Consider the following 24,038-nt stretch of genomic DNA (forward strand, 5'->3'; position numbering starts at 1 on the left):
TGGTAACCAGACAGGATAAACAGTGATCGGATCGTTCGTGACGGTAATTGGATCCATCGAGAATGATGGGTCAAGATTCAAAACTGGTAATGAGGTTAAGAAGTTATGCAACCAAGTAATTACGTTAACGATCAAACCAAGCAACCAGCCAAGGGTCATGTCGAGGAAGCGACCAAGCTTCTCGATCAAGATACCAAGTAGTTGTAAGACTTTTCCGTTTAAATCAAGAACGACGCCTAAGGCAATTAGGCCAAGTGCTCCAAGGAGTGGCAACACATTGATTCCCAGTACAGGGAGGCCAACGACGAGCACAAGTGGTAACAGGATCGGTACTAAGATTGCGAAGAATCCAGGTAGAATCATTGGTAAGAACACGAAGTTAAAACCAATTAGCAGAACTGGTGCCAATACCAGTACCAAGATTGGCAACACTGCCGTAACCAGCGGCAATGTCACTAATAGTGACAAACTAAGAACTGGCAACAGTAATGATAAACCAAGGAATGGTAACCCTAATCCAAAGAATCCTAAAATCAATCCAAGTAACGGTAGTGCTAAACCAACAAGTGGTAAGCCGAAACCAACGAGGACAAGTGGTAATCCTAAACCAAGTGGTAATAGGAAGACCGGAACCAAGATGCTGATAATGATTGGTAACACAATGATCTTTGTGCCAGAGAGCATGTTGTTCAATAAACCGATGATTGGCAACAAGCCGATAAGACCAGCGAGGCCAGCAATTACTGGTAATGCCATTGCGTCCAGCAAGTCTAACAATGGGAATAAACCAAGGAAGACAGCCAGTGGTGTTAAGACAAATGACTTAACCAGTGCGTTGACAAAGATTGGTAAGAGCAAACCAGTAACCAGAACGGGTGCCAATAAGTTAACTAATCCAAGCAACGGAACGTTGATCATCAGTTGTAACAATGGATCAAGTAATGTCTTGATCATCGCAACAGTTGGAATCAACCGTAATGCGGCAATCAGTGGGTAGAACAGAACAACTGGTAAACCGATGGCATACAGGAATGTTCCGAGGTTATCCAAAGCGCCTAAGATCAGCAAGTTCTTGAATAAGTTTGGAATCAAGTTCTGTAATGCTTTTCCTAGCCCAAGCAAACCACCGATAATCAATAACGGTAAGTTCAACAAGAAGCCGAGTGGGTTTCCAAGTAAGAAGTTCAACCCGTTAATCACATGTCCCAAACGGTTCAGCAAATTCTTTAAGACGTTTGCCAAGAACGCTCCGAACAGTGAAGGTGTCAAGAACCGAAGAACAGAATTCAGCGCCCACAGCCCAAGCAATGGTAAGCCAATAGCTACCACATTGAGCAAGTTCAATGGTAACAAACCAACAAAATTCAATGTCGCTAAACCAAGTGGCAAAGCAAACAGTAAGAACGTTTGTAATGGTAAGCGAACCATCGTATCGAAGATTGCTTTAGCTAACCCAAGCAATGTTAACGGCAGCGCAACTAATCCGAGAAGAAGTTGACGGCCAAGGTTAAGGATTGGTTTAACCAGTGAGTTAAACAAGGTTAGTGCTAACAATCCAAGTGGAATTAATGTTCCTAACAAGTTCAGTAATGGCAATGCTAAACCAGCTAAGTTCATCAAAGCTTTTTGACCCAGAGCGATCAGCGTTGGTAATAATAAGTTTACCAAGCCAGTCAGAAGCAAACTATTCAACAAGGTGAATAGTTTTGTCAATGGGTGGAAGCCGAACAGCAACCATGGTAATGCCAATGCTGGTGCGAGTAGTCCACCAAGTAAAGCAGCTGGGAGACCAAACAGGAGGCCGGCTAGTAAGCTAGCAGGTAACGTGTTCAGTAAGAACAAGCCGTTAATGAGTAGTGGTAACCCGGACAATAATGGTAAGCCAAGGTTGAACAGTGGTGCTAATGCCAACCACTTGAAACCAAGTGGTAACAACAACCAGCTTCCAATCATACCAATTAAACCAGGTAAGAATGACAGCCATTTGAAGCCGAATGGTAAGAGCAACCACTTAGCGATGGTATCTACCAACGCTAATGGTAATTGTGCCAAGAGTGGTAAGCCGAGAGCAACTAATGGTGTTAACAAGCTAATCAGTAAGCGTAAACCGGCAACGGTAAATCCACCTAACATAGCTGGTGCTAAACCACCAAGTAATTGTCCAGCAAGCACTACTAATGGCAATGTGAGTGCGGTTAAAATGATCCGGTTAAGAAGACCAAGGTTGATCACAGTCAACGGTAACCCAACTAACCGGTTCAAGCCGCGAAGGGTAAACCAAGTCATCAGTGGTAAGGTTGCGTTCAGTACAAAACTAAGTGGTAATCCAACAATTAACCAGAGCAATGAATTGAGGAAACCAAGGCTCGCAGCTAATGCAAGGATCCCTGGCAAGCCAATAAATTGAAGCCCATTGTTCAAGCCACGAAGTGTCCAGAACGTTAATCCGGTGAGACCAACCAGCAAGCCAGCTAATCCACCAAGGAGTGTTGGAATGGCACGGTTCAATAACCAAACTAAACCAAATGTCCCTAATAATGTGTTGATCAAGTGTAATGGCCGTAAGCCAAACAGAGTGAATGGAACGACGATTAAGTTGATCAAACCATGGTTCAGTCCGTTAATCAAGGCAGTTGCGAGTACGGCGTTTAATGGGACAAGTAACAACGTGTTCAACGCATGTTGTAACCCAAGCCCAAGCCAAAGTGCAGGTAACAGTAATGGTAAGGACGGAATCAAGGCTAACCACTTGAAGCCAAGTGGTAAGAGTAACCAGGTTGCAAGTTTGCCAAGGAAGCCAGGCAGGAATGCCAGCCACTTGAAGCCAAGTGGCAACAATGCGTGACGGGTAACCAGCCCGAGCAATGTTGGCAGTAAGGCACCAAATAGTGGTAATCCAGTCAGTCCTTGAACAAGCAGTCCAGTTAAGATACGTGGCAACATCGTTGCCAAGCCGAATAACAGACCTGGTAACAGACTCAACAGATCGTTACCTAACTTCAACAATGGTGTTAAGAACAGTGTCGACAATACCCGTCCAAGTGGCATGTTGATCAGCATTGTCAATGGCAAACCAATCAGCAAGTTCAAGCCTGGCAGTAAGAGTCGTGTGCCTAACCATGTTAAGAGTGGCAAGATCCGGTTCAACAAGAGTTGAACTGGGATTCTGAAGAACAGATCCCCTAACCCATTCAGCAAGCCCAAGTTACCAAGGAATTCTGGTAAGATGTTTGGCAAGTTGAAGATGAACATTGGTAGATTGAGTAATCCGTGAAGCAGGAAGCGGTTAAAACCAAGCAACCGCAGCACGTGTTTAGCCAATCCACTCAGGATAAATGGTGCAATCAAGTTGAATAAGATGGTGTGCAGGCCCGCACTCAACAAGTTGTTAAGCAAGCGTAATGGCCGTAGGCCAAACAATCCAAACAAGATCATTAATGGTAATCCAAGCACATTTGTCAAAGTACTGAACAATCCGTGGGCTAACAGCGTGTTCAACAACGTTAAGGCTAACGTGTTAAGTGCGTGAAGGACCGTGCGAATTGCCCATGGTAGGACAAGTAATAGTGGGAGCGTTGGGATCAGAGCCAACCACTTGAAGCCGAGTGGTAACAATAACCAACGAAGTAATTGACCAAGACTTGAGATGGTTAAACCACCAAATAATGGTAGTCCGATCAATAAGTCGTTTAGAACGGCATGAATCAACCGTGGCATGATCGTTGTCAAACCAGTTAACAACAATCCTGGTAACCATTGAAGCAAGCTATTAGTCAACCAAACAAGTGGTAATGCCAATACCGTCGTGAGGAAGCGACCTAACAGTCCGCCAATCACGAAGTTAGCCAAGAAGGCTAATGGTGAGAGCAATGGCAACATAATCCGAAGTGCAAACCAAGTGATCAATGGAAGCACGATGTGGTTCAGTAACAAGGCCAGTGGGATCCCCACGACGGCGTCGTTAATGGTCCGAACCATCCCGAACAATCCAAGGACACCTGGTGCGATGACGAAGCCAAGAAGCATTTCGCCAAGGTGACGCAAACCACGAAGAACGAAGACGAAGGTTGAACCAATCCGCATCATGTTCTTAACAAGGTTATCAAGAACAAGTGGCACGATCCGGTTCAAAGCAGCGCCCTTAACAAGGCTCTTAATGGCGGTGTTCAGTGCCAACAGTGGCCGCAATCCGAAGAGTAACAGCGGACCGCCGACAGCAAGTGTCAAGAAGCGACCAAGGTGACGCGCTAACGAACGTGTCAGTAACGTTGCCAACGCCATCAATAATGGTGTTGCCAGTGCGTATGTGATCACGCGAGCCAACCAGAGACCTTGAGTTGGTAAGGCTGCCAGAAGAACTGGTACAGTCAACAGACCTAAAAGTAATTCTGGTAATAACATGGCATTTAATGACTTAATCCAAGTCAATGGGTTCAGCCACTTACTAATTGGACCGAATCCAAGCAACCGTGTTAATCCACGCAAAGTCACAAAGGTTAAAAGCGGCAAAGCGATATTCCGAATTAAATCAAGAACTGGTTTAACAAATAGTTCAAATGGCAAAGCCAATGCGTTAATCAGTGCTGGGAGGAAGCCAAGAATGAACATCCCCGCTAACAACAAGTTGCGGAATGGTACAAGACCAGGTAAGCCAAGCAAGAGTAATAAGTTGCCTGTTACTAATGCCTTTAACCCTTGTAGTAAGAGGAGTGGCAAACCAAGTAATGCGTTAATTAATCCACCATTCAGTGCAACGAGCGTACCCAGAATCAACGCTGGCAAGAGTGTCTTGAATAACGTGAAGTTTAAATCAGTCAAGGCCTTCAGTGCCAGTACAAACGCTGGTAACGTCAACAATGCACTGATTAATGGCGTCATCGCTAACGCAAGTACACCAGCCAGTAATGGTAACGTTGCGGCAAGTGCTAAATCGCCGAGGCCATTAGCAAATGTCTTTAAGCCCTTCCCTAACAAGTTCAACCAAACAGGTACCAGTGCTAAGATTGGTAACCACTTAATTGGGCCAATTGGTAAGAGAAGTAAACCAAGGATCGCTAAGGCAACCAGTGGCCGTAAGATGTTTGCCAACCCGTTGTTCAACAGGTTCAGTGGCAACCATGATAATGGGCCGAGCAGATCCTTCAATAAGTTCCCGATCTTGGATGGCAACATGAGTAAGCGGTTGTTTGCAGACAACAACTTATCAGCTAAATCAAGGGTAAGTACTAATGGCCATGTTAGTAAGAACAATGGTAACAAGAGTAACTTAGTGACCTTCATTAATGCATGCAAGACTGGGTTGCCAAACAAGGTTGCGAGGTCTGGCAAGAGTTTCAACAAGCTAAGTGCATGTGCTGCCAACAATGGCAACAATAACCCTGCGCTTAAAATGAGTGGTAATGCAAGTGCATCAAACAGTAATTTCAATGGTAACGTTGCTAAGAATGCTAGAACTGGCAATAACAAGTTCACAATTGGCAGTAATAACAACTTTGCAAGTGCGTTACCTAACAGCACATTCAGAACAGTTAACAATGCAGGACCGGCTAATAATAATGAGTTAGTCAGGAGGTGCAACGGTGCTGTTAAGAGTTGCCAACCAAGTAATGCCCAGAAGGCAGCTCTTCTAACAAGGTTCAGAATTGGTAAGATTAGACCCAGTGCGCTAAGCGCAAAGTTAAAGCCAGCCAATAATGTTTGCACAACATTCAGTGCTGTTAATAACCCGCCAACAGTTAACGCCGTAACCAGCGGCAATAAAATGTTTAGCATTGGTCCAAGGACCATGTTATTCAATAACAAGGCACCTAAGAATACTGGTAAACCAATCAGCAATGCTCGTAATGGAATTCTGATCAAATCAAGTAACCCATTAATCAGCGTTGTAACTGCTTTGAAGATTGGCCACGTTGCTAATAAAGCGAGCGTCTTCCAAAGAGTTGACGCAATCAAGTTGTTCAGTAAGTTCAGCTTAATAAACGGCTTTAATAACAACAGTGGTAAGCCAACAAGTGACAATAACCATAACGGTACTGTAACAAGTTTGTGAAGCAATCCAGGAATCAAGTTAGCAATGAGCGTCAAAACGTTCAACGCTAAGATTGAGTTCAAGATTGCCAAGTTCAGTAGGTCTAACGGTAATAAGCCAAGACCATTTGCAAGTAACGTTGTCAAAACAGCAAGTCCCTTAGAGATAACATCATTTAATAAATGAAGTGGTGCTGTCAATAATGAGACCGTCAGTAGTAACAATGGTAATGCAAGCAAGAGTACTGGCACTGCAAGTAAGAGTGCTGGTACCACAAGCAATGGTAAGCCCAGTAACAATAGTGGTAAGCCCAGTAACAATAGTGGCAAGCCTAGCAATAAAAGTGGTCCAAAGACTAACAGTAATGGCAAAGCTAACGCTGCTAATGCTAATAAACTAATTGCAAGTGTCAAGAGTGGAATCAATTCAAACGATAGATCAACCAACCCGAAGGCTAATTTAATCAAAATCGTTGAAGCTAACCACATCCCTAACTGAATGGAAAGCAGCAATGGTGTAATCATTAATAGCGGCAAAATCGCTAGTGGCGCTAATGGAACAAGCAATGACAAGCCAATCATATTGGCTGAGAATGCTTGCCAGAACACACCCATAACAACAATGGAGAATGACAAAGCGGCAATGATTCCGGCACCCCAGTAAGCGATTGGCATGTAGATCCAGTCGGTTACCAATTGAACGGCCCAACCAATGAATGGAATTAATCCAGTCCATTGAGCGAGCATCCATAATGGGTTAGAGAAAATCAGGTACCAAATTGAAGCTAATAATGAGTACGTATGTGGCAACCATTCTTCAGCAATCATAAACATTCCAGCAAAGAATGTTCCGAGTGTAACTAGTCCCAGATATGCTTGTGTTAAGAGAATTACCGGAATCATCAGTGGGTGTGCAAGCATTCCGCCCAACAGCCCGACTGCAATTCCCAAACCGGCTAACGGCAATGACCACAACAATGTAACATTATCTAACGACATCATTACGATGAAGTTCATCAATGTCAAGAAGACTGGCACAATAACGAACAACGGCATTACGACCCACATGGTTAACGTAACCGGTGTGTTAATCCCTAAGTTAGCAAGTGCATTCAAGAAGACAACGATGAACGCAATTACTAATTCCAAGTTAGCAATTGTAATCAATTGTAATCTGATCATCAATGCTGGCCGAATGATCCCAATGTTGATAAACGTTAATAGCAACAATGCTTCACTAGCAGTAATCGCAACGAGACTGACCAAGCTACTTGCAAAGTTAAAGTTAAACGGTAGGATCAATGAACCAAACTTAACGGCATTAATAAAGAGGAATGTTAGCAAGGCAGTTATTGGACCGCCAAACAACCCAAACCAACTAATGATGTAATTAATGGTATTCAATGGGTTCAACCAGTTAAGGAACATTCCGATAAAGGAGTTAATCGTTAACGGAATCCAGATAATCCAGAAAGCCCAATAGAGAACTGGATGAATAAACATTGTATACGTTGCTAAGATAAATGTCTTAAAGTCTTCAATTGGATTCGTTGTCAACTGTAAGAACAGTGGCCCAAAGAACCAAACAATTAGGATCAAAGCGGCAACCCCGATGATGGTACCAGGAATTGCAAGCAGTAACGTAATTGCAGCAGCGATTAAATCAACTGCACCGAAGAACAATGCCGTTCCAATCAACCCAATTGGCAAAAGTAATAATGCAACTGGCAATACAGACAGCAACATCATAATCCCAAGTGTAGCTGAGAAGACAAGCGGTAAGACAGTATGGAAATAAAGTGAGAAGGACAGAACAGCAAGCGCCCCGGTCCCCCAGTAACCTAGTAACATGTAAGCCCAATCAGTAATCAATTGAACAATCCACCCAATGATCGGTATTAAACCAATCCATTGAGCCAACATCCATACTGGATTGGCAAAAATTGTGTACCAGATAAAGGTAATAAGGTTAAAGACAGCCGGAAGCCAGGTTTGAGCAATCAAGTAAATCCCCGCAATAAATGCGACAACAGATGACAGCCCGATAATCATAAACCGGTTAGCAGCAATGATAGCCGCTAACGGATTAGAAAGAAGCGTCAGTATTAAGCCGAGCTGCAACGACCCCACGATAATTGGTAATAAACCAATGATCAATGCGCCGTTTGCAAGCAGCGTTCCTACAATGTTAATTAATGTAAAGATCAGCGCACGTGACGTTTCTAATGGTACAAGGACCCAAGCAGTGATGACGTTTGGCACATTGATCCCTAAGTTGGCAAAAGCATCAAAGAAGACAATCAATCCATCAACAATGACGACAGCGAAAAGATAAATGACCAATGGCACTGTTGGAATAAACGTGTTCAAGAATAATCCGTTTAGTAACAGAACGGCACCTAACTGGGCGATTCCCAAAATCATCGAAGCGAGTAAGCCACCGACTGGGTTCAGCGTTAATAACGCCCCTACCCGTAAGTGAACAAATGCCCGAATCATCGAGAAGAGTAAGACAGGTAATGCTAACCAGCCAACTAAGGCTAGGCCAATTGTTAGATAGTTAAATGGGTTTAACCAGTTAACAAACATCCCAATGAACGATCCAAAGGTTAGTGGAATCCACATAATGGCAAAGGCCCAGTAGAAAATTGGGTTAATGAACATCGTGTAGACGCTAATAACAAAGGCTTTCATATCCGTAATTGGGTTAACAAGAAGTTGTAACGTAATTGGCGCCAAGAACCAAACAATCAGGATCAGTGCAGCAATACCAATGATCACACCAGGAATCGTAAGTAACAATGTCCCAAGTGCGGCCAGTAGTGCTGTAACACCAAAGGTTACAACCGTTCCAACTAACGCAATCGGTAAAACAAGTAAGAAGATTGGCAGAATTGCGACTAAGTTCATCATCCCAATAACTACTGAGAAGACAAGTGGCATTACAAATCGCCAGTACAGTGAGAAGGACAGAACACCAAGTGCCCCAGTCCCCCAGTAACCGATTAGCATGTAAGCCCAGTCGGTAATCAATTGAACAATCCAACCAATGATTGGAATCAATCCAACTAATTGAGCAAGCATAAACGCTGGGTTTGCAAAGATCAGGTACCACAGGAAGGTTCCCATATTAAACACTGCTGGTAACCAAGTTTGAGCAATCATGTAAATCCCGGCAAAGAATGCTAGGACTGATGACAACCCAATGATGGCAAAACGGTTAACAGCAATCAGTGCTGCTAATGGGTTTGCCAATGCTGCCAACAGTAGACCTAGTTGCAATGATCCCGCGTAGATTGGCAATGCCAAAATAGTGACAAGACCATTAAGAACCAACGTAAGCACAACATTGAACATTGTCAATACGACACCTAACGTTACTTCTAATGGCAACATGACCCAAACTGTTAACACGTTCGGTACATTGATCCCCAGGTTAAGGAATGCGTCTGCAAAGATGACAGCAAAGTCAACTGCAAGAGCTGCAAACAGGTAAATTACCAATGGTAAAGTAGCGATAAACGTGTTTAGAACATACGTTGCAAATAAGTTTATCGCAGTTAAACCAGCAATCCCGAGCATCAAGAATGCAGGTACACCGGCAAAGAAGTTCAGTGTTAATAGTGAACTAAGTTGTAAATGTACGAAGGCACGAATCCCTGCTAAAGCTAATGTTGGCAGCGCCAACAAAGCAAACAGTGATACGCCAAGGAACAAGTAATTAAGTGGGTTTAGCCAATTTACAAAGGTCCCGACAAACGAGTAAATCGTTGCAGGAATCCAGAAAATTGAAAAGGCCCAGAAGTAAATTGGATCATTAAACATCGTGTACAGAGCAACAATAAATGCCTTGAAGTCTGTAATTGGGTTAACCATCAATTGTAATGCAATTGGGGCTAAGAACCATGTGATCAAAATCAGTGAAGCAGTTCCAATAATCACAGTTGGAATAGCTACTAAGAGCATTGGTACTAGTGTATTCAATGCCGTTACGCCTGCAAAAAGAAGCGCACCGATAAGTGCAACTGGTAGTACCAGTAAAATCACTGGCAACGTTGCCAATAACAACATCATCCCGATACCAGCAGAGAATACGAGTGGCACCATCGTGTGAAGCCAAAGTGCAAATGAGACTACTACAATTAATGCAGTCCCCCAGTAACCGATTGGCATGTAAATCCAGTCAGTGACTAATTGAACGATCCAACCAATGATTGGAATTAACCCCGTCCATTGAGCCAACATCCAAATTGGATTAGCCAAAATCAGGTACCAAAGGAATGCGATGCCGTTAAATGCGACTGGTAACCATGTATCAGCTAACATGAACGCACCGAGCAAGAAAGCACCAATTGAAGCGATCCCAATTGTTGCAAACCGGTTAACTGCAATTAATGCAGCTAGTGGGTTTGCCAAAGCGGCCAATACTAGTCCTAATTGTAGTAAGCCAACAAAAATTGGCAAAGTAACAATGGCAGCACCAGCATCGAGCAACAACATTGCGACGATGTTGATCATCGTAAGCAGAACACCTAGGTTAGCTTGTAATGGAACAATGACCCAAACTGTTAGAACGTTTGGAACGTTAATTCCTAAGTTCAATAAGGCGTTTGCAAAGACCAGAATCGCATCGATCACGATGACAATAAACATGTAAGCAATAATTGGTGATGTTGCAATGAACGTGTTCAAGAAGAACAGTCCTAACATGTTGAACCCTGCTAACATCGCGAGACCAATCGTGAAGAAGGCAGGCACACCAGCAAATAAGTTTAACGTTAATAATGAACTTAATTGCAGATGGAATAACGCGCGAACCGCCAAGAACAGCAGTGTTGGCAGAGCCAACAGAGCAGCCAATGACAAGCCCTTGAATAACAGGTTAAGTGGATTCAACCAGTTAATGAACATTCCAATAAATGACCCAATCGTTACTGGAATAAAGATGCCATCAAAGGCCCAGTAGAAGACAGGATTAATAAACATTGTGTACAGACTGATGAAGAATGCTTTCATATCTGTAATTGGGTTAACCAGCAATTGGAGGAAAATCGGTGCTAAGAACCACAGAATCACGGCTAATGCAGGTAAACCAATAATAATGCTAGGAATGATCAAGAATAGTAAGGTTCCGATTCCTGCAACCAGGTTTGTTAAACCATAGAAGGCTAACGTTCCCAGTAAAGCAATTGGCAGTGTTAATAAAACAACTGGAAGAATCGAAGCAAGCATGATAACGCCCACTACGCTAGAGAATACGAGTGGAATGATCAAACGGAAGTACAATGCGAACGAGAAGACAGCAATAACAGCAGTTCCCCAGTAACCAATTGGCATGTAAATCCAGTCAGTGACCAATTGAACAGCCCAACCGATAATTGGAATTAAACCGGTCCATTGAGCCAACATCCACATTGGATTAGCGAAGATCAAGTAGAACAAGAATGTTGCAGCATTAAATACTGCTGGTAACCATGTTTCAGCAATGGCGAAGACACCTGCAAGGAATGCAACTACAGATGACAAACCAATGACTGCAAAACGGCCAATTGCAGCTAACGCTGCTAACGGATTAGCAAGTGTGGCCAATAATAAGGCTAACTGTGTCGTCCCAGCGATAACTGGTACTGACAGAATCGTTAGTAGTGCATCAAGGGCCAACATTGCAACGATATTAAACAGTGTGAACGTTACACCTAACGTTGTTTCCAACGGTACGATGATCCAAACTGTTAATACGTTTGGCACATTGATTCCTAAGTTTAACAATGCGTTAGCGAAGACGATGATAAAGTCGAGGACGATAACAGCAAAAAGATAAACTGTCAGTGGCAATGTTGCAATAAAAGTATTGATGACGAATGCATTAAGCAGTAACAACGTCCCTACTCGTGCAAGGCCAAGCAATAGGAATGCAGGGATTCCAGCCAATGGATTCAGCGTTAATAAGACGCCAATTCGGAGGTGGATGAATGCACGCAATGCTAAGACAAGCAGTGTTGGTAAGGCAAGTAATGCTGCAGTGGCTAGACCTCCAAATAACCAGTTTAGTGGGTTTAACCAGTTAACAAACATCCCAATAAATGTGTAGATCGTAACGGGAATCCAGATGATAGCAAATGCCCAATAGAAAATTGGGTTAATGAACATCGTGTACAGACTAATGATGAAAGCTTTGAGGTCTGTAATTGGATCGATTAGGATCTGCAAGAAGATTGGTGACAAGAACCAGTAGAGAATTTGGTTAAAGAAGAAGCCCAATAACATTGTTGGTAATAACAGTGGCAAAAGTAATGGAATCAATACTAGCAAGACCGGTAAGAATACTGGTAATAAGGCTAGCATTGAGAAAATCACGAATGGCAGTGCCAATAACATCAACAAAGCAATTGGTAACAAAATCATGCCGAGTGCTAACAAGAGACCTGCTAATGGTGCAAGGACACTCATTGCTAGAACGGCCAAAATTGCTAGTGGCAATCCGCCAACCAAAATGAGCGGTAGCGTTGCCAATACCAACGCGTCAGCAAGCAGGTTAAGTAATAACCGGATTGCGTGTTTAACGACAATTCCAACTAACACAGCGTTAACGATGTTACCTAACATCCCTAATAGTGCCAATGGAATTGCCAATAATGCTAACAAGCCAAGTGGAACTGTGATCAGGTTTAACCCAGGAATTAATGCTGTCAGTAACCCATTAATCACTAACGGTAACAAAATAACCAATAATGTTCCGAGGAAGAATGGTAAACCACCGAACAATAAACGGACTAAGCGCGCTAGTTGACCAGCAACTAAGGCTGGTAAGAGGCTTAATAACAGATTGTTCAACAGCGTCAATGGTAGAGCTAATAGACCAAGAAGACCAAGCAAAGCCAGCGTTTCAATCCCTGTTAATACAGGAATAATAAACAGTTTGTTAAATAGACGTGTGGCAAGAAGCGTCAAACCGAACGCCAGTAATGAGCCAAGCCCGTCAGTTAACATCCGTAGTGGTAATAAGAGTAACTTCAACCCGTTGATTCCTAGACCAAGCAGTGGTAATAAGCCCAGCAAGAAGATGTTCAGGTTAAAGAATGGTAATAAGCTTGGCAAGCCAAGTAAGATCAGCGCCAACAGTGGTTGAGCCACTGAGAATAGACCAAACAAGATGGCATTCAAGACAAGTAACGGAACAAGAACACTCGTCCCTAATGCTAATGCGCCAAGACCAAGCGTAGCACCTAATTTAAGTAAGCCATTCAATAACAACAACGGCAAACCAATGAAACCGAGTAAGACTGCTTGCGTTAACAATAGAATTGGTAAGTTAAGCAAGTCTAACCCAAGTTTAACCACCCCACTAATGACGATGGCTGCAATCAAAGTGTTCAGCAAGTTCAATGGAATCGTCAAGAGTGACAGTAATGCCAAGCCCTTAGCAATCAAATTGTTCAAGCCAGTCAACAGTGATAGTGGCAACGTAATCAAGAATAATGCGAGTGGTAACGTAGTCAACCCAAACAATACAGCAGCAAGTAAGAGGTGACCAGGAACTGGCGTTAAGGCCGCCAAAACCGTACCGATTGTCCCTAAACCAGCCAATGCACCGGCAATATTCCGAGCCGCTTTTGTCGCCGTGTTGATCAAGCCTAAAACAAAGCTCAATACTAAACGGTTACCCAAACGTAGTAAGCCCAAGAACAAGCCAAGCGTTAGGACAGCGGCCAGTGTAAATGCACGAACCCCTGTTGAAATGATTTGTGAACTAATCAGTGGTAGTAAGCCTAATCCGGCTAATGCAGCAAATAACAAGCCGTTAAGAACGACATTGTTTAATAATGTTGCACCAAGTGTAACTAGGCCGTTCAGTAATGATAATACGAGGGTCGTAAGTGCTGTTGCACCAAGCAAAATTGGCAAAATCACAAAGGCAAGAACGCCAACGTGTAATAATGTCTTCGCAATGTCAACAAGCACCTTTAAACCAGTGAATAGTAATAATCCTAAACCGAATAAGGTCAGGTTCGTTAAAGTGTTCATCACAAAATGATTGAACATCCGACGAAGTAAATCAAGGATTCCGACTAGGATACCCAATGGAATGGAGAATAAGCCGAACAGAACTGTGTTAAACAAGTTCAGTGCGCCCATCACAAGCCCATTGAATAATACGAGTGGCAATAACAAGGCCAAAGCAAGGACGGCGAGACGCCGTAAGAAGTTAAGGCCAGGAGCTAATAACCACAGCGGTAAGGTCAAAAGTGACAGGCCAAGGCCCAGCGCAAATGCCCCTAACTTCAAGAACCAATTAATTGGTGAGATGGCCCAGAGAACGGCGCCAACGATGGCAGCGGTCAAAAGAGGTAAACCAAGACCCAATAAAGGCGCAACGATAAAGGCATTCTTCAGTAATTGGAGGAAGAAGATTGGTAATGCTGCTAAAGCACCCAATACTTGAGTTCCGAGAGCCAATAAAGGCAAACCGAAGGCTAACAAACCAAGGAAGCCTTGCAGAAGTAATGCATGCAGCGTCCGTTGCAAACCAAGCAACGCGCCGAGCAATAATCCTGGTAACCAACTCAATAAGTTAACTGCCAATAACATCAGAGGTGTTAGGAATAACGTTGATAATAACCGACCCCGTAACATGCTACCTAAGAAGATCAATGGCAGAGCCAAAGTCGTCAAGAGTGGCAAGGTAACCCGAGTTACCAAGGCTAAGGCCAGTGGTAACAAGTGGTTTAAGAGAATCTGGTTCAAGACCAACGGAATATCCAGTAAGAACCCGAGCAATCCAACTAAGCCGATCATGCCTGGCAATGCCAGTGAGAGAACTAGTGGAATGTTGAACAGTGCCCGAAGCAGGAAGTGACCAAGACCGACTAATTGCATGCCCCGTTTAACAAGGTGTGCAGCCAGTAATGGCAAAGCCCGGTTCAGTAAGAACGTGTTCAAAATGCTCAGTAAAACAATGTTTAAAGCATGGAATGGCCGAAGGCCAAAGAGTCCTTGCAGCATAACCAATGCTAACAATGGAAGGCCGGTCAACATGCTTAAGATAAGATGATTCAGTAACGAGTTCACGAGTGTTAACAACAATGTGTTAAAGGCGTGACGGACGGCACGAATCAACCATAGAACTTGTGCGCCCAGTAATAATGGGACAAATCCAAGTAATGGTAGTAATGATAACCACTTGAAACCAAGTGGTAACAAAGCGTGGTTCAATAACGTTGCTGCTAGTAATGCGATTGGAAGACCAAATAAAGGTAAACCAGTCAGCAGGCCTTCATGAATCAAAGCATGAAGAGCGCGTGGGAGCAAAGTTGCTAAGAGACCACCGATTAGAAAGGCAGGAAGCCAAGCTAATGCACGATTTAAGAGCAACAATGCAGGAACTAACAACAAGGTGGAAAGAATCCGACCAGGAATGAGGCCCAGTAAAACGTTCGCAATGAACGTGAATGGGCTAACAAGTGGTAGGAGAACAGCTAAACTAAGCAGCACGCCAAGTGGCAGCAATACGTTCAGTAAAAGCTGGACGGGTACGCCAACCAAGAGATCATTAAGCATGTTAAGTGCGGCAAACGTACCTAAAACGCTAAACAGTCCAAATGGTAAGGCTAAGAACAACGTGCTCAAAGTGTGAGCCAATCCGCGAATAGCGAAGTGAACTAACGTAGCAAGTTGCATAGTAAGTCGTTGCAGAAGCGCCAGTGTCAAAGGCAACAGACGGTTACCTGCAACGACTAAGGCGAAGCTGCCCAACAAGTTGTTTAAGAACCGTACAGGACGAATTCCGAACAACAAGAAAGGAACAGCAAGGAAGTTAATTGCTGTGCGACCAAGGAGTCGTGCGATCTGGCTACCAATTAAGGCAGTCAAAGCACCGAGCAAGGCGGTGTTCAAAGCATGGATGGCACCATTAAGGAACCAAAGAGCCTGAGTAGCAAGCACAGCAAGGAGTGGTAAACCAGCCAACCACTTCAAGCCAAGAGGCAGGAAGAACCGGCCAAGGAAGGCGTGAAGTAAGGCAGGTAAGAAGCTACCAAAGAGTGGTAAGCCAAGGAGCAAACCATGAACGAAAATCGCGTGAGCTAAACGAGGCAAGAGCGTTGCAAGACCGCCGACCAAGGCGCCAAGTAACGGACTAACGAGTAAGTTCAACAGGTGTAAGGCAGGTGTGACAAGCAATGCTTGGAGCGCACGGGTCAAAACGCCAAGGTTGATCAACGTTAATGGGAAGAGCAACGCATTAAGCAATGGTAAGGCTAACCGCGCCATCAAGAAGGTTGCTAACGGCAACAAGAGGTTTAGAACCAATTGAAGCGGAATCCCGATGAATAAATCAGCTAAAAGCTTGCGAAGTGCGTTTAAGGCGATCAACAACGGCAAGCCGAAGTTAAGGCCGTTAATCAGGTTCCCCAGTGGGTTTAAGAGGTTTGGCAAGGCCAAAGCCAGACCACCGAGTAATGGCAAACCAATTCCAAGGAGATCCAATAAACCATTATTCAAGAAACGGAGACCGTTTAAGGCAGCTAAGCCAAGGAGAACAGGAATGGCAGGTAAGGCTGCTAAGAAAGCAGCGACAGGTAAGCCAATCAAGCCAGGCAAGAGCAAAGCAGCAAGTAATAATGGAATGGAAACAAGCAAGAAGACTGGTAAACCAAGCAAGAGCGCTAAACCATCACCCAAAAGACGTAAAGGTACGGCAAAGAGTGCTGGTAAAATACTGTTTAACAGGTACAACAATGGTGAAGTCAATAAAGCCAACCCATTGGATAACCCCTGCCCAGCTGCACCTAACGCTTGTAATAAGGTCAGTGGCAGGATAGCCAAACTAATGGCCATGAAGACTAATGGCAAGAGTAAAACAGTCTTTAATAGAGGATCAATCACAAGGTTCTTGAAGAAACTCAAAGCCAGTAAGAGCAAAGGCGCATTAAGAGCAACAAGAGGAGCGATGAACCAGAATGGAACGGTAGCCAAGGCCAGAGCGGCAAGAAGGCTACGTAATAGAACACCACCAAGCGTCAGCAAGCCGGCGTTAAAGGCAGTGAGAGCCAAAATTCTCAGACCCGAGGTCAGGCCGTTGAGAAGCGCCCTCCCTGGTTCAACAAGAAACGGCAGGACAACGTTCAGCAGCGCAAGCGGTGCAAGTAATAAGGCACCAAGTCCGCTGGCTAACTTAACTGCAGGACGCGTTACAAGGACTAATGGCAAGATTGCTAAAGCACCGGCCAAAAGTGGTAACAAGCGGTTAGTCAACATTCGTAATGGAATCTGAATCAAACCATCGTTTAGGACACTTAACCCAGTCAACCCAAGGGCCAACAATGGGATCCAGCGCAAGACTGGCAGTCCAATCCACAATGGTGTTGTTAATAGTAGTCCGCCAACTAATAAGGTCTTGATGATTGCTTTGATTGCATATTTCAGCAAACCGTTAATCCCAAGGGCAACGCGCAATGCGATGCTCAAGTTGATTGCTGTAAGGAGTGCAAGCCCCCAAGCAACAATCCGGGGAGCAATCATCGAAGCCAGTAGCAGCGGTACCGTGATTAACGCGGTACCGGCAGCGGCGGCAACGGTGGCTTTAACTGGAGCGGCAACAAGTTTGGTGATGGTTGTCATCAAGCTTGTCACTGCTGCGGTCAAAACGCCCCCGAGCAGGAATAATGGCAAAAGCAAACGATTCGAAACTTTACGAAGTGTTGGCAATGCTAGCAGTAATGTGCCAGCAATTAAGTTTACAACTGGTAAGAATAAAGCCAAACCAGTTGGGATTAGCATTAAGCCACCCAATAAGCCACGACCAAGACGTGTCAATAGACTTGGGAAGACAAATCTCCGCAAGCCACCAACAAGCATGGCAAGGCTAATTGGAATGAACGCTAATACTGTCAGCAGAAGTGCAACGCCCCAGTTAAGCAGTTGCGGTTTCAACGTTGCGTTAGCAAGGTTAAACAAGCCGTTTAATCCCATAACACTGGTTAAAATCACATTTGTAACTGTTGCAGCAGCAACAACTGGTAAAATCACCTTAATGCCCGCCTTCACTGCACTGATCAAGTCACCCATCACCTTCAATGGAAGGAAGAAGCGACGTAAGAACCAGCCAGCTAGAGGTAGCAACAGCGTGAAGAATAAAATCAAACGTGCAATGCTTGGTAATGCAAACCAGGCGGCAGCTGTCACGCCAACAAAGGCGATGCGCAGTGCGGCTTTAATCGCATTAACAATTGAATCAAACGCATTCAAACCAAGGCTAAACATCCGGGTCAGTGCATTCATTGCGGCAAACGCAAGTAATGACAATCCGACTGGTTTTAGCAAGTTAGCCACGCCAGCAAGCAGTGTTAGTGGTAAAGCTAATACTGGTGCTAACAGTGCGGCTTCTAATCCATGACGAAGCATGCGTAATGGTGTGTTCAATAAGAACGCCCCGAAACCTAATGCGAGTGGTGCTGCCAATAATACTGCTGGAATAGCTAATAATACAGCTGGAACAGCAAGTAAGAATGGTAGTGCCAATGCACCAAGTAAGCCTGCAACGGCTAAGATTGGCTTGATCAATATCGTGTTTATAACACCAAAATTAATCGCAGTAAGTCCAATTAAGGCAGTATTGATTACTGTTTGAACAGCCAATTGAACAAGTACTGCATTACGAATAATGCGGCCTAAGTTCAGAACAGCAAGAGCACCTAAAGCAATTGGCAAAGCTGCAACGTTAAATAAGGTAATCGGTAATAATACCAATGCTGGTAGTAACAATGGCAACAATAATGGTAAACCAGCAAATAAAATTGGTAATGCTAGTGGAGCAAGCACGCCAACAAATAGTGGCAATGCCAAAGGCAGTAGCAAACCAAAAGCGGGCATTAATAATAAATTACCCAATAGCGGTAACACGGGCAGTGCCATCAAAATAACTGGCAAAATCAAAGCAACTGGAACAACAACCGTCAAAGCTTTGAGTGCGCCTGGTAATAAGCGTGCTCCCAGTGACTTCAAGCCATTCCCTACTTTAGATAATTGTTGCCCGAGTGATTGTACCCAAGCCCCTAACTTATTGCCGACAGCGCTAAACAACTTACTTAAGTCAAAGTTACCGCCCATTAACCCCGTTAGGAAGTTTTTGATGGGTGCTAACGCATTGTTGATCGAGTCAATAATTGGTTTCAGCGTCGTGCTGACGTTGTTAATGAAACCTGCGACTGTGGTGTAGATCTTATACAATGGTGAGTTTTGTAAGTTAGTTACGTTAATTGCCGAATCAAATGCACCAGGTGTCATACTCTGACCCAATGCACTCATAATTTGCGTTGCTTGCGCGGTCGTCCCGTCAAAATTAAGGTCTGCATAACGACCTGTTGTTAACGGAATCCGGTATAACCAGTGTTGGTTTGCGGAATTGTTGGCCAATTGGCTACTCAAATTATTCAAGATCCATGGCAATTCTGCAAGAATCTCTTGTTGTTCAACAGAAGTTCCAGCAGCTGCCAACTTGTTAAGTTGACTCTGAATTTGATTAAACAAAGCGTTACTATCATCGCTAGAGTTTTGCGTCGTTGCGGTGGTGGTGTTAGTAGTCGTTGCCCCATCTTTGTTGCCATTCTTAGCTTGCTTAAATGCGTCTAAGAACGTCTTCCAAACACTTTGCGGAGCCGTTGCTGCTGGTGCCATGATTGTACCAGCAGGCGTTGTTGAATCATTCGTAAATGTTATCGCCAGGTGTGAAAACAGGTTTGTGAATGCATCTGCTGCAGACATTGATTGATTCCCTGCCGTCTTTTGGTAGTCAGCATAAACCTTTGACTTCCGCAGAACAGAGATGTCTTCAGCCTGATCAAAGTCACCAGGTTTGAGTTGACCACCAAAACTCTTCAGAATTTGGTTGATCTCATCACTAGTGCCATCAATCGTGACTAATGCGTTTTGACCAGTGGCAAGTGGTACTGAGTAGTACCAAACTTGGTTCGTCTTTCCCGCATTAATGTCTGTTGCAATGTTATTCAGGACCCCAGGCCAGGCCTTAACAATCTGGGATTGCTCGGCGTCGTTAAACTTACCGTTAGTCAATCCGTCGATTCGGCCCTGAATGTGCGTAAACAAATCTTCCTGATCGTTAGACGGTTGGTTCGTTTGATTACTGTTATCACCGTTCTTTGAAGCGGCAATCTGTTGATCAAGCGTCGTCTGAGGGTCGGAAACAGTTGGTTCCGGTGTGGTAACAACTGTGTGGCCATTCTGATCAGTATTAGCAACGTAATCCTGGTTCGGCGTTACAGTTGCTGATGGTGATGATGACGATGTAGTTGAATCAGTTGATGGCACGGTCGTCGTGGTGGACGGTTGTGTCGTCGCGGTTGTAGCAGCCGGTGTCGTCGGTTGAGAAGTGGTGTTCTCGCTCGTTGATGTGGTTGTTACAGGTGTGGCAGGTGTCTGCGTTGACGTCGGCGTAGTTGGTGCCGGTGTCGCTGTGACTGGTGCCGTTTGTGAAGCAGAAGCAGTTGTTTGTGTTGCTGGTGCTTTTGTCGTGCTTGTAGCAGGCGTTGTGGTGGACGACTGCGTTGGTTGCGTTGCTGTTGCAGGTGCCGTAGTAGCTGGTGTCGTTGGCTGAGAAGTGGTGTTCTCTGTCGTTGACGTTGACGCTACAGGTGCAACAGGTGTCGCAGTTGTTGTGGTACTTGTACTTGTATCTGTAGTTGTTTTTGTTTGAGTTGCTGATTGTTGCGTGGTAGCTGCACTTGTCGTGGCAGCTGGTGACGGTTTGTTGGGCGCACTCGTTGTCACGTTGTTCAGTGAACTTGCTTGACTGGCGTCTTGGCCGGTCTGCGTTGTTCCTGGCGTGATCGTTGTGTGGTCCATAATCTTATCGATTGCTTGCTGGGCCGTCATTTGCTGCTGATTTTGTGACGCCTGTTGCTGTTGTTGCTGTTGTGCTGGTTGAGCACTTTGCTGAGGCGTCGTCGATTGAGCAGCCTGACTTGCAGTAGGCTGTGCTTGGTTAGTGGAAGAATTTCCTGTCTGACCTTGTTGACCAGTCGATGCATTGCTAGTTTGAGGCGTTGTGGCTTGGTTAGAAGCCGTTGCGTTCTCGTTTTGGTTCTGGTTTTGATTCTGGTTAGCAGCATTCGATTGGTTTTGCTGTTGTGTTGCTGCTTGAGCAACGGACTTAATCACGTTTGGTTTCAGTGAAATCTGCTTGTTTAAGAGCGTTGCGTCAACACTTGTTTCTGCTTTGACATTCTTCGTTGGTGCAGCGAAGGTAATTTGGTAATTCCCTTTCTGCAAATCACGATTGAACGTTAATGTTACTGTACCGTCTTTACGACTGTACGAGAATGGCGCGTTACTACTCGTTGAATAACGTAAATGAGCCAAGTCCACGTTCTTCTTGTCAAAATGAACAGTCATCTGCTCATTCTTCTTCAAGAAGTTCGTTTCACTTGGTGTAATCGTCATTGTAACAATGGCGCCGCCCTTGACGTTCTTAACATCACCAGAAGCAATGCTCTTTGCGTCACGAGCGCTGTCTTTAACAGCACTTTCTGGACTCTTTTTGGTTCGCGAATCGGCTTTTGCAGTCATTGTCGCGTTTGAGTACAGTTGTGCAGCAGGATTAGAAACAAGTGGTCCCATGATGATGGCTACCGCCAACACCGTGGTGATCAAGCGGCCAACTTTGTCTCTCGATTTCAAGATTATGTGTCACCCCTTTCTGATTTAGATTCAATCAGCTCATCAATGAATCATCCCCCTTTGCTTGATTACTAGAATCATGAAGCCTGTTTAAGAAAGCAAAGATTCCCCGAATTGAGTAACCCAGTTAATTGTGAACAACTTACATCATCCACAAATACCAGTTCATTAATAATTAACCACCGTCTAATTATCGCTAAACAAATGTACCATTTGAGTTTATCAATCACAGTTACATCAGCTGGTTAGACCGATATAGCATCGAGTTATCAGCGGCTGGTTAGACCGATGATAAACAATATTGATAAAATCATTTACATTGTAAAGTAATTTTCGCACGTCAACATAGAAAAACGGTTGTACGGAACGTATCAACAATCCAACTATATTCCGAGAGAACTGGTTAGGTTCTCTACATGGTTAACAGGGGTTTCCTGCTATGTTTCTATTCTAACAAATTGTGCACATTTAATCTTGTCTTTTTAATTAAAAAATCGTTTTCTTTCGAGAAAAATTATAATATACGAAATGGTTATTTATTATAATAGTTTACTGAAATAAATGCACACAAGAGTAAATGGTTATGAAAAATAAGGATTATTCTCTCAATGACTCTAAAACGAAAAAAGACGACCTGTTAACTTAAACAGGCCGTCTAATACGATTTTTAAATTTTAAAGAAATATGGTCAGGGCCCACATTAGCAAAAGTCCCAAAATAACGGACAACGTCATTGATCGTGTAAAGTACGCGATAACAATGACCAAAACAGCAGAAATCATCGCCGCAATGTTTCCCAGCGAGAAAACATATGTTGACGTCACAAAAATTTGTTTAACGATCAATGCTGTAAAAAGTGAAACTGGAACAAACCCCATCCACTCATTGAACCAAGCTGGAATTTTCCGTTTGGAGAAAAACAACATTGGGAAGTACCGCGGAATGAATGCAGCGACCCCCGCTAATAATACCAACGCCAAATCATTCATGATCAGTGTGTTCCTTTGCTTTGTCTTGGCCTTCGGACAATAATCGTTCTTCTGTTAGCTCTTGGTCATTAATCATCTCACGTGTTCCCGACGGCCCACGAACTTTATATAAAAGCGCACTGTCTGGTGCCATGGATCGAATGACCCGATCGGCCAAAAAGCCAGCCGTCGACGCTAGAAGCGTTGCAATAACAATCCCAAGTGTGCTTTTAAGACTCACACAGAAGAACGCTGATAATACCCCTGAGAGTATTGCAGTCAACAACGTCAAGCGCCGTTTAACCTGCATGGTTACCATGTAGAGGAACAGTGCGGTTAATGCAAAATCAACGATCACAAGGTTGATTTTTAGCGATGAGCCCACTAAACTCCCGACGATGTTTGATAGCGCCCACGTATACAATGCGTAATGTTCCACCAATAATGCGTTGCCTGGTGTCCAGAATTTATCTGTCGCAAACTTTAAATAGTTCACCGCGTAGTTTTCGTCGTTTAACGAAAAGGCAAACCCCAGTAAGAACCGGTGTGATGAATTCTTCAGGTAATGTGACAAACTGGACCCTAGTAATGCATAACGTAATTCCAGGAAGAACAGCATGATGATGATTTGAGAAATGGGTGCATGAATCGTCAGCATGGTGGCAATTAAGAACTGTGCACCACCCGAATACACGATCAGCGATAGCAATCCAATCAACCAAGTGTTTAGTCCCCCGGCATGTAACAGCACCCCGCAGGCTAACCCAATGGGAATATAGCTTAAACATAGCGGCATTGCGATCTTAAGCACTGCCAGCCAGTTCGCCTGTTCCTTTTTCAAAATGCATCCTCCATTATTAAAGCACCCTTCGTGCTTACGCCATGTCAGACAAACCATTTCGTCCAGCATGGTCCTAAATTAATTAACAGTCAGATTAAATGAAAACCGTGAAACAATGCGAATATATTTTACCATGATTGAATCATCATTGTAACCATACAGGGGCAGATTACCGAACGACGTTTCGAATGTAACCGCTTTTATTTGGTGAAATTAGAATAATGCGATTAGGCAAACCAAACTTTTTAGCATATTTAAGAACGTTCGTCATTCATTAAATCGGCGACTTGATGTGTCGGACTGCGTGAAAATCGTGGCCCATCCTTTAATCCACAGGGCCGTCCATACGGCTCACTGCCGTAAACGCGTAACAAAGCACAGACTTCTTCTCATCTAACACAAACAGACGCCCCATGGACATAAATCGTCCATGAGGCTCCTCATGACGCTCACTGCCATGAACGCGAAACAAAGCACAGACTTCTTCTCATCTAACACAAACAGACGCC

The 24,038-nt window shown here is 44.1% G+C and carries 3 protein-coding genes; all 3 read right to left on the reverse strand.

All coding sequences use genetic code 11. The features are described from left to right. Positions 1-21,720, reverse strand: a 21,720-nt coding sequence (locus ACKTR5_RS06210; protein WP_407880043.1) for a hypothetical protein, incomplete at its 3' end; no start/stop codon positions are given. Between the two features lie 674 nt (positions 21,721-22,394). Next, on the reverse strand, positions 22,395-22,709 hold the full coding sequence (locus ACKTR5_RS06215; protein WP_407880044.1) for an AzlD domain-containing protein: 315 nt from the start codon (positions 22,707-22,709) through the stop codon (positions 22,395-22,397). Further along, a complete protein-coding gene (locus ACKTR5_RS06220) occupies positions 22,702-23,484 on the reverse strand; it encodes an AzlC family ABC transporter permease (protein WP_407880105.1) in 783 nt (260 codons plus the stop codon). The genes ACKTR5_RS06215 and ACKTR5_RS06220 overlap by 8 nt, the downstream gene beginning before the upstream one ends. Positions 23,485-24,038 lie beyond the last annotated feature (554 nt).

The organism is Furfurilactobacillus entadae (assembly GCF_045862745.1).
Taxonomy (GTDB): domain Bacteria; phylum Bacillota; class Bacilli; order Lactobacillales; family Lactobacillaceae; genus Furfurilactobacillus; species Furfurilactobacillus entadae.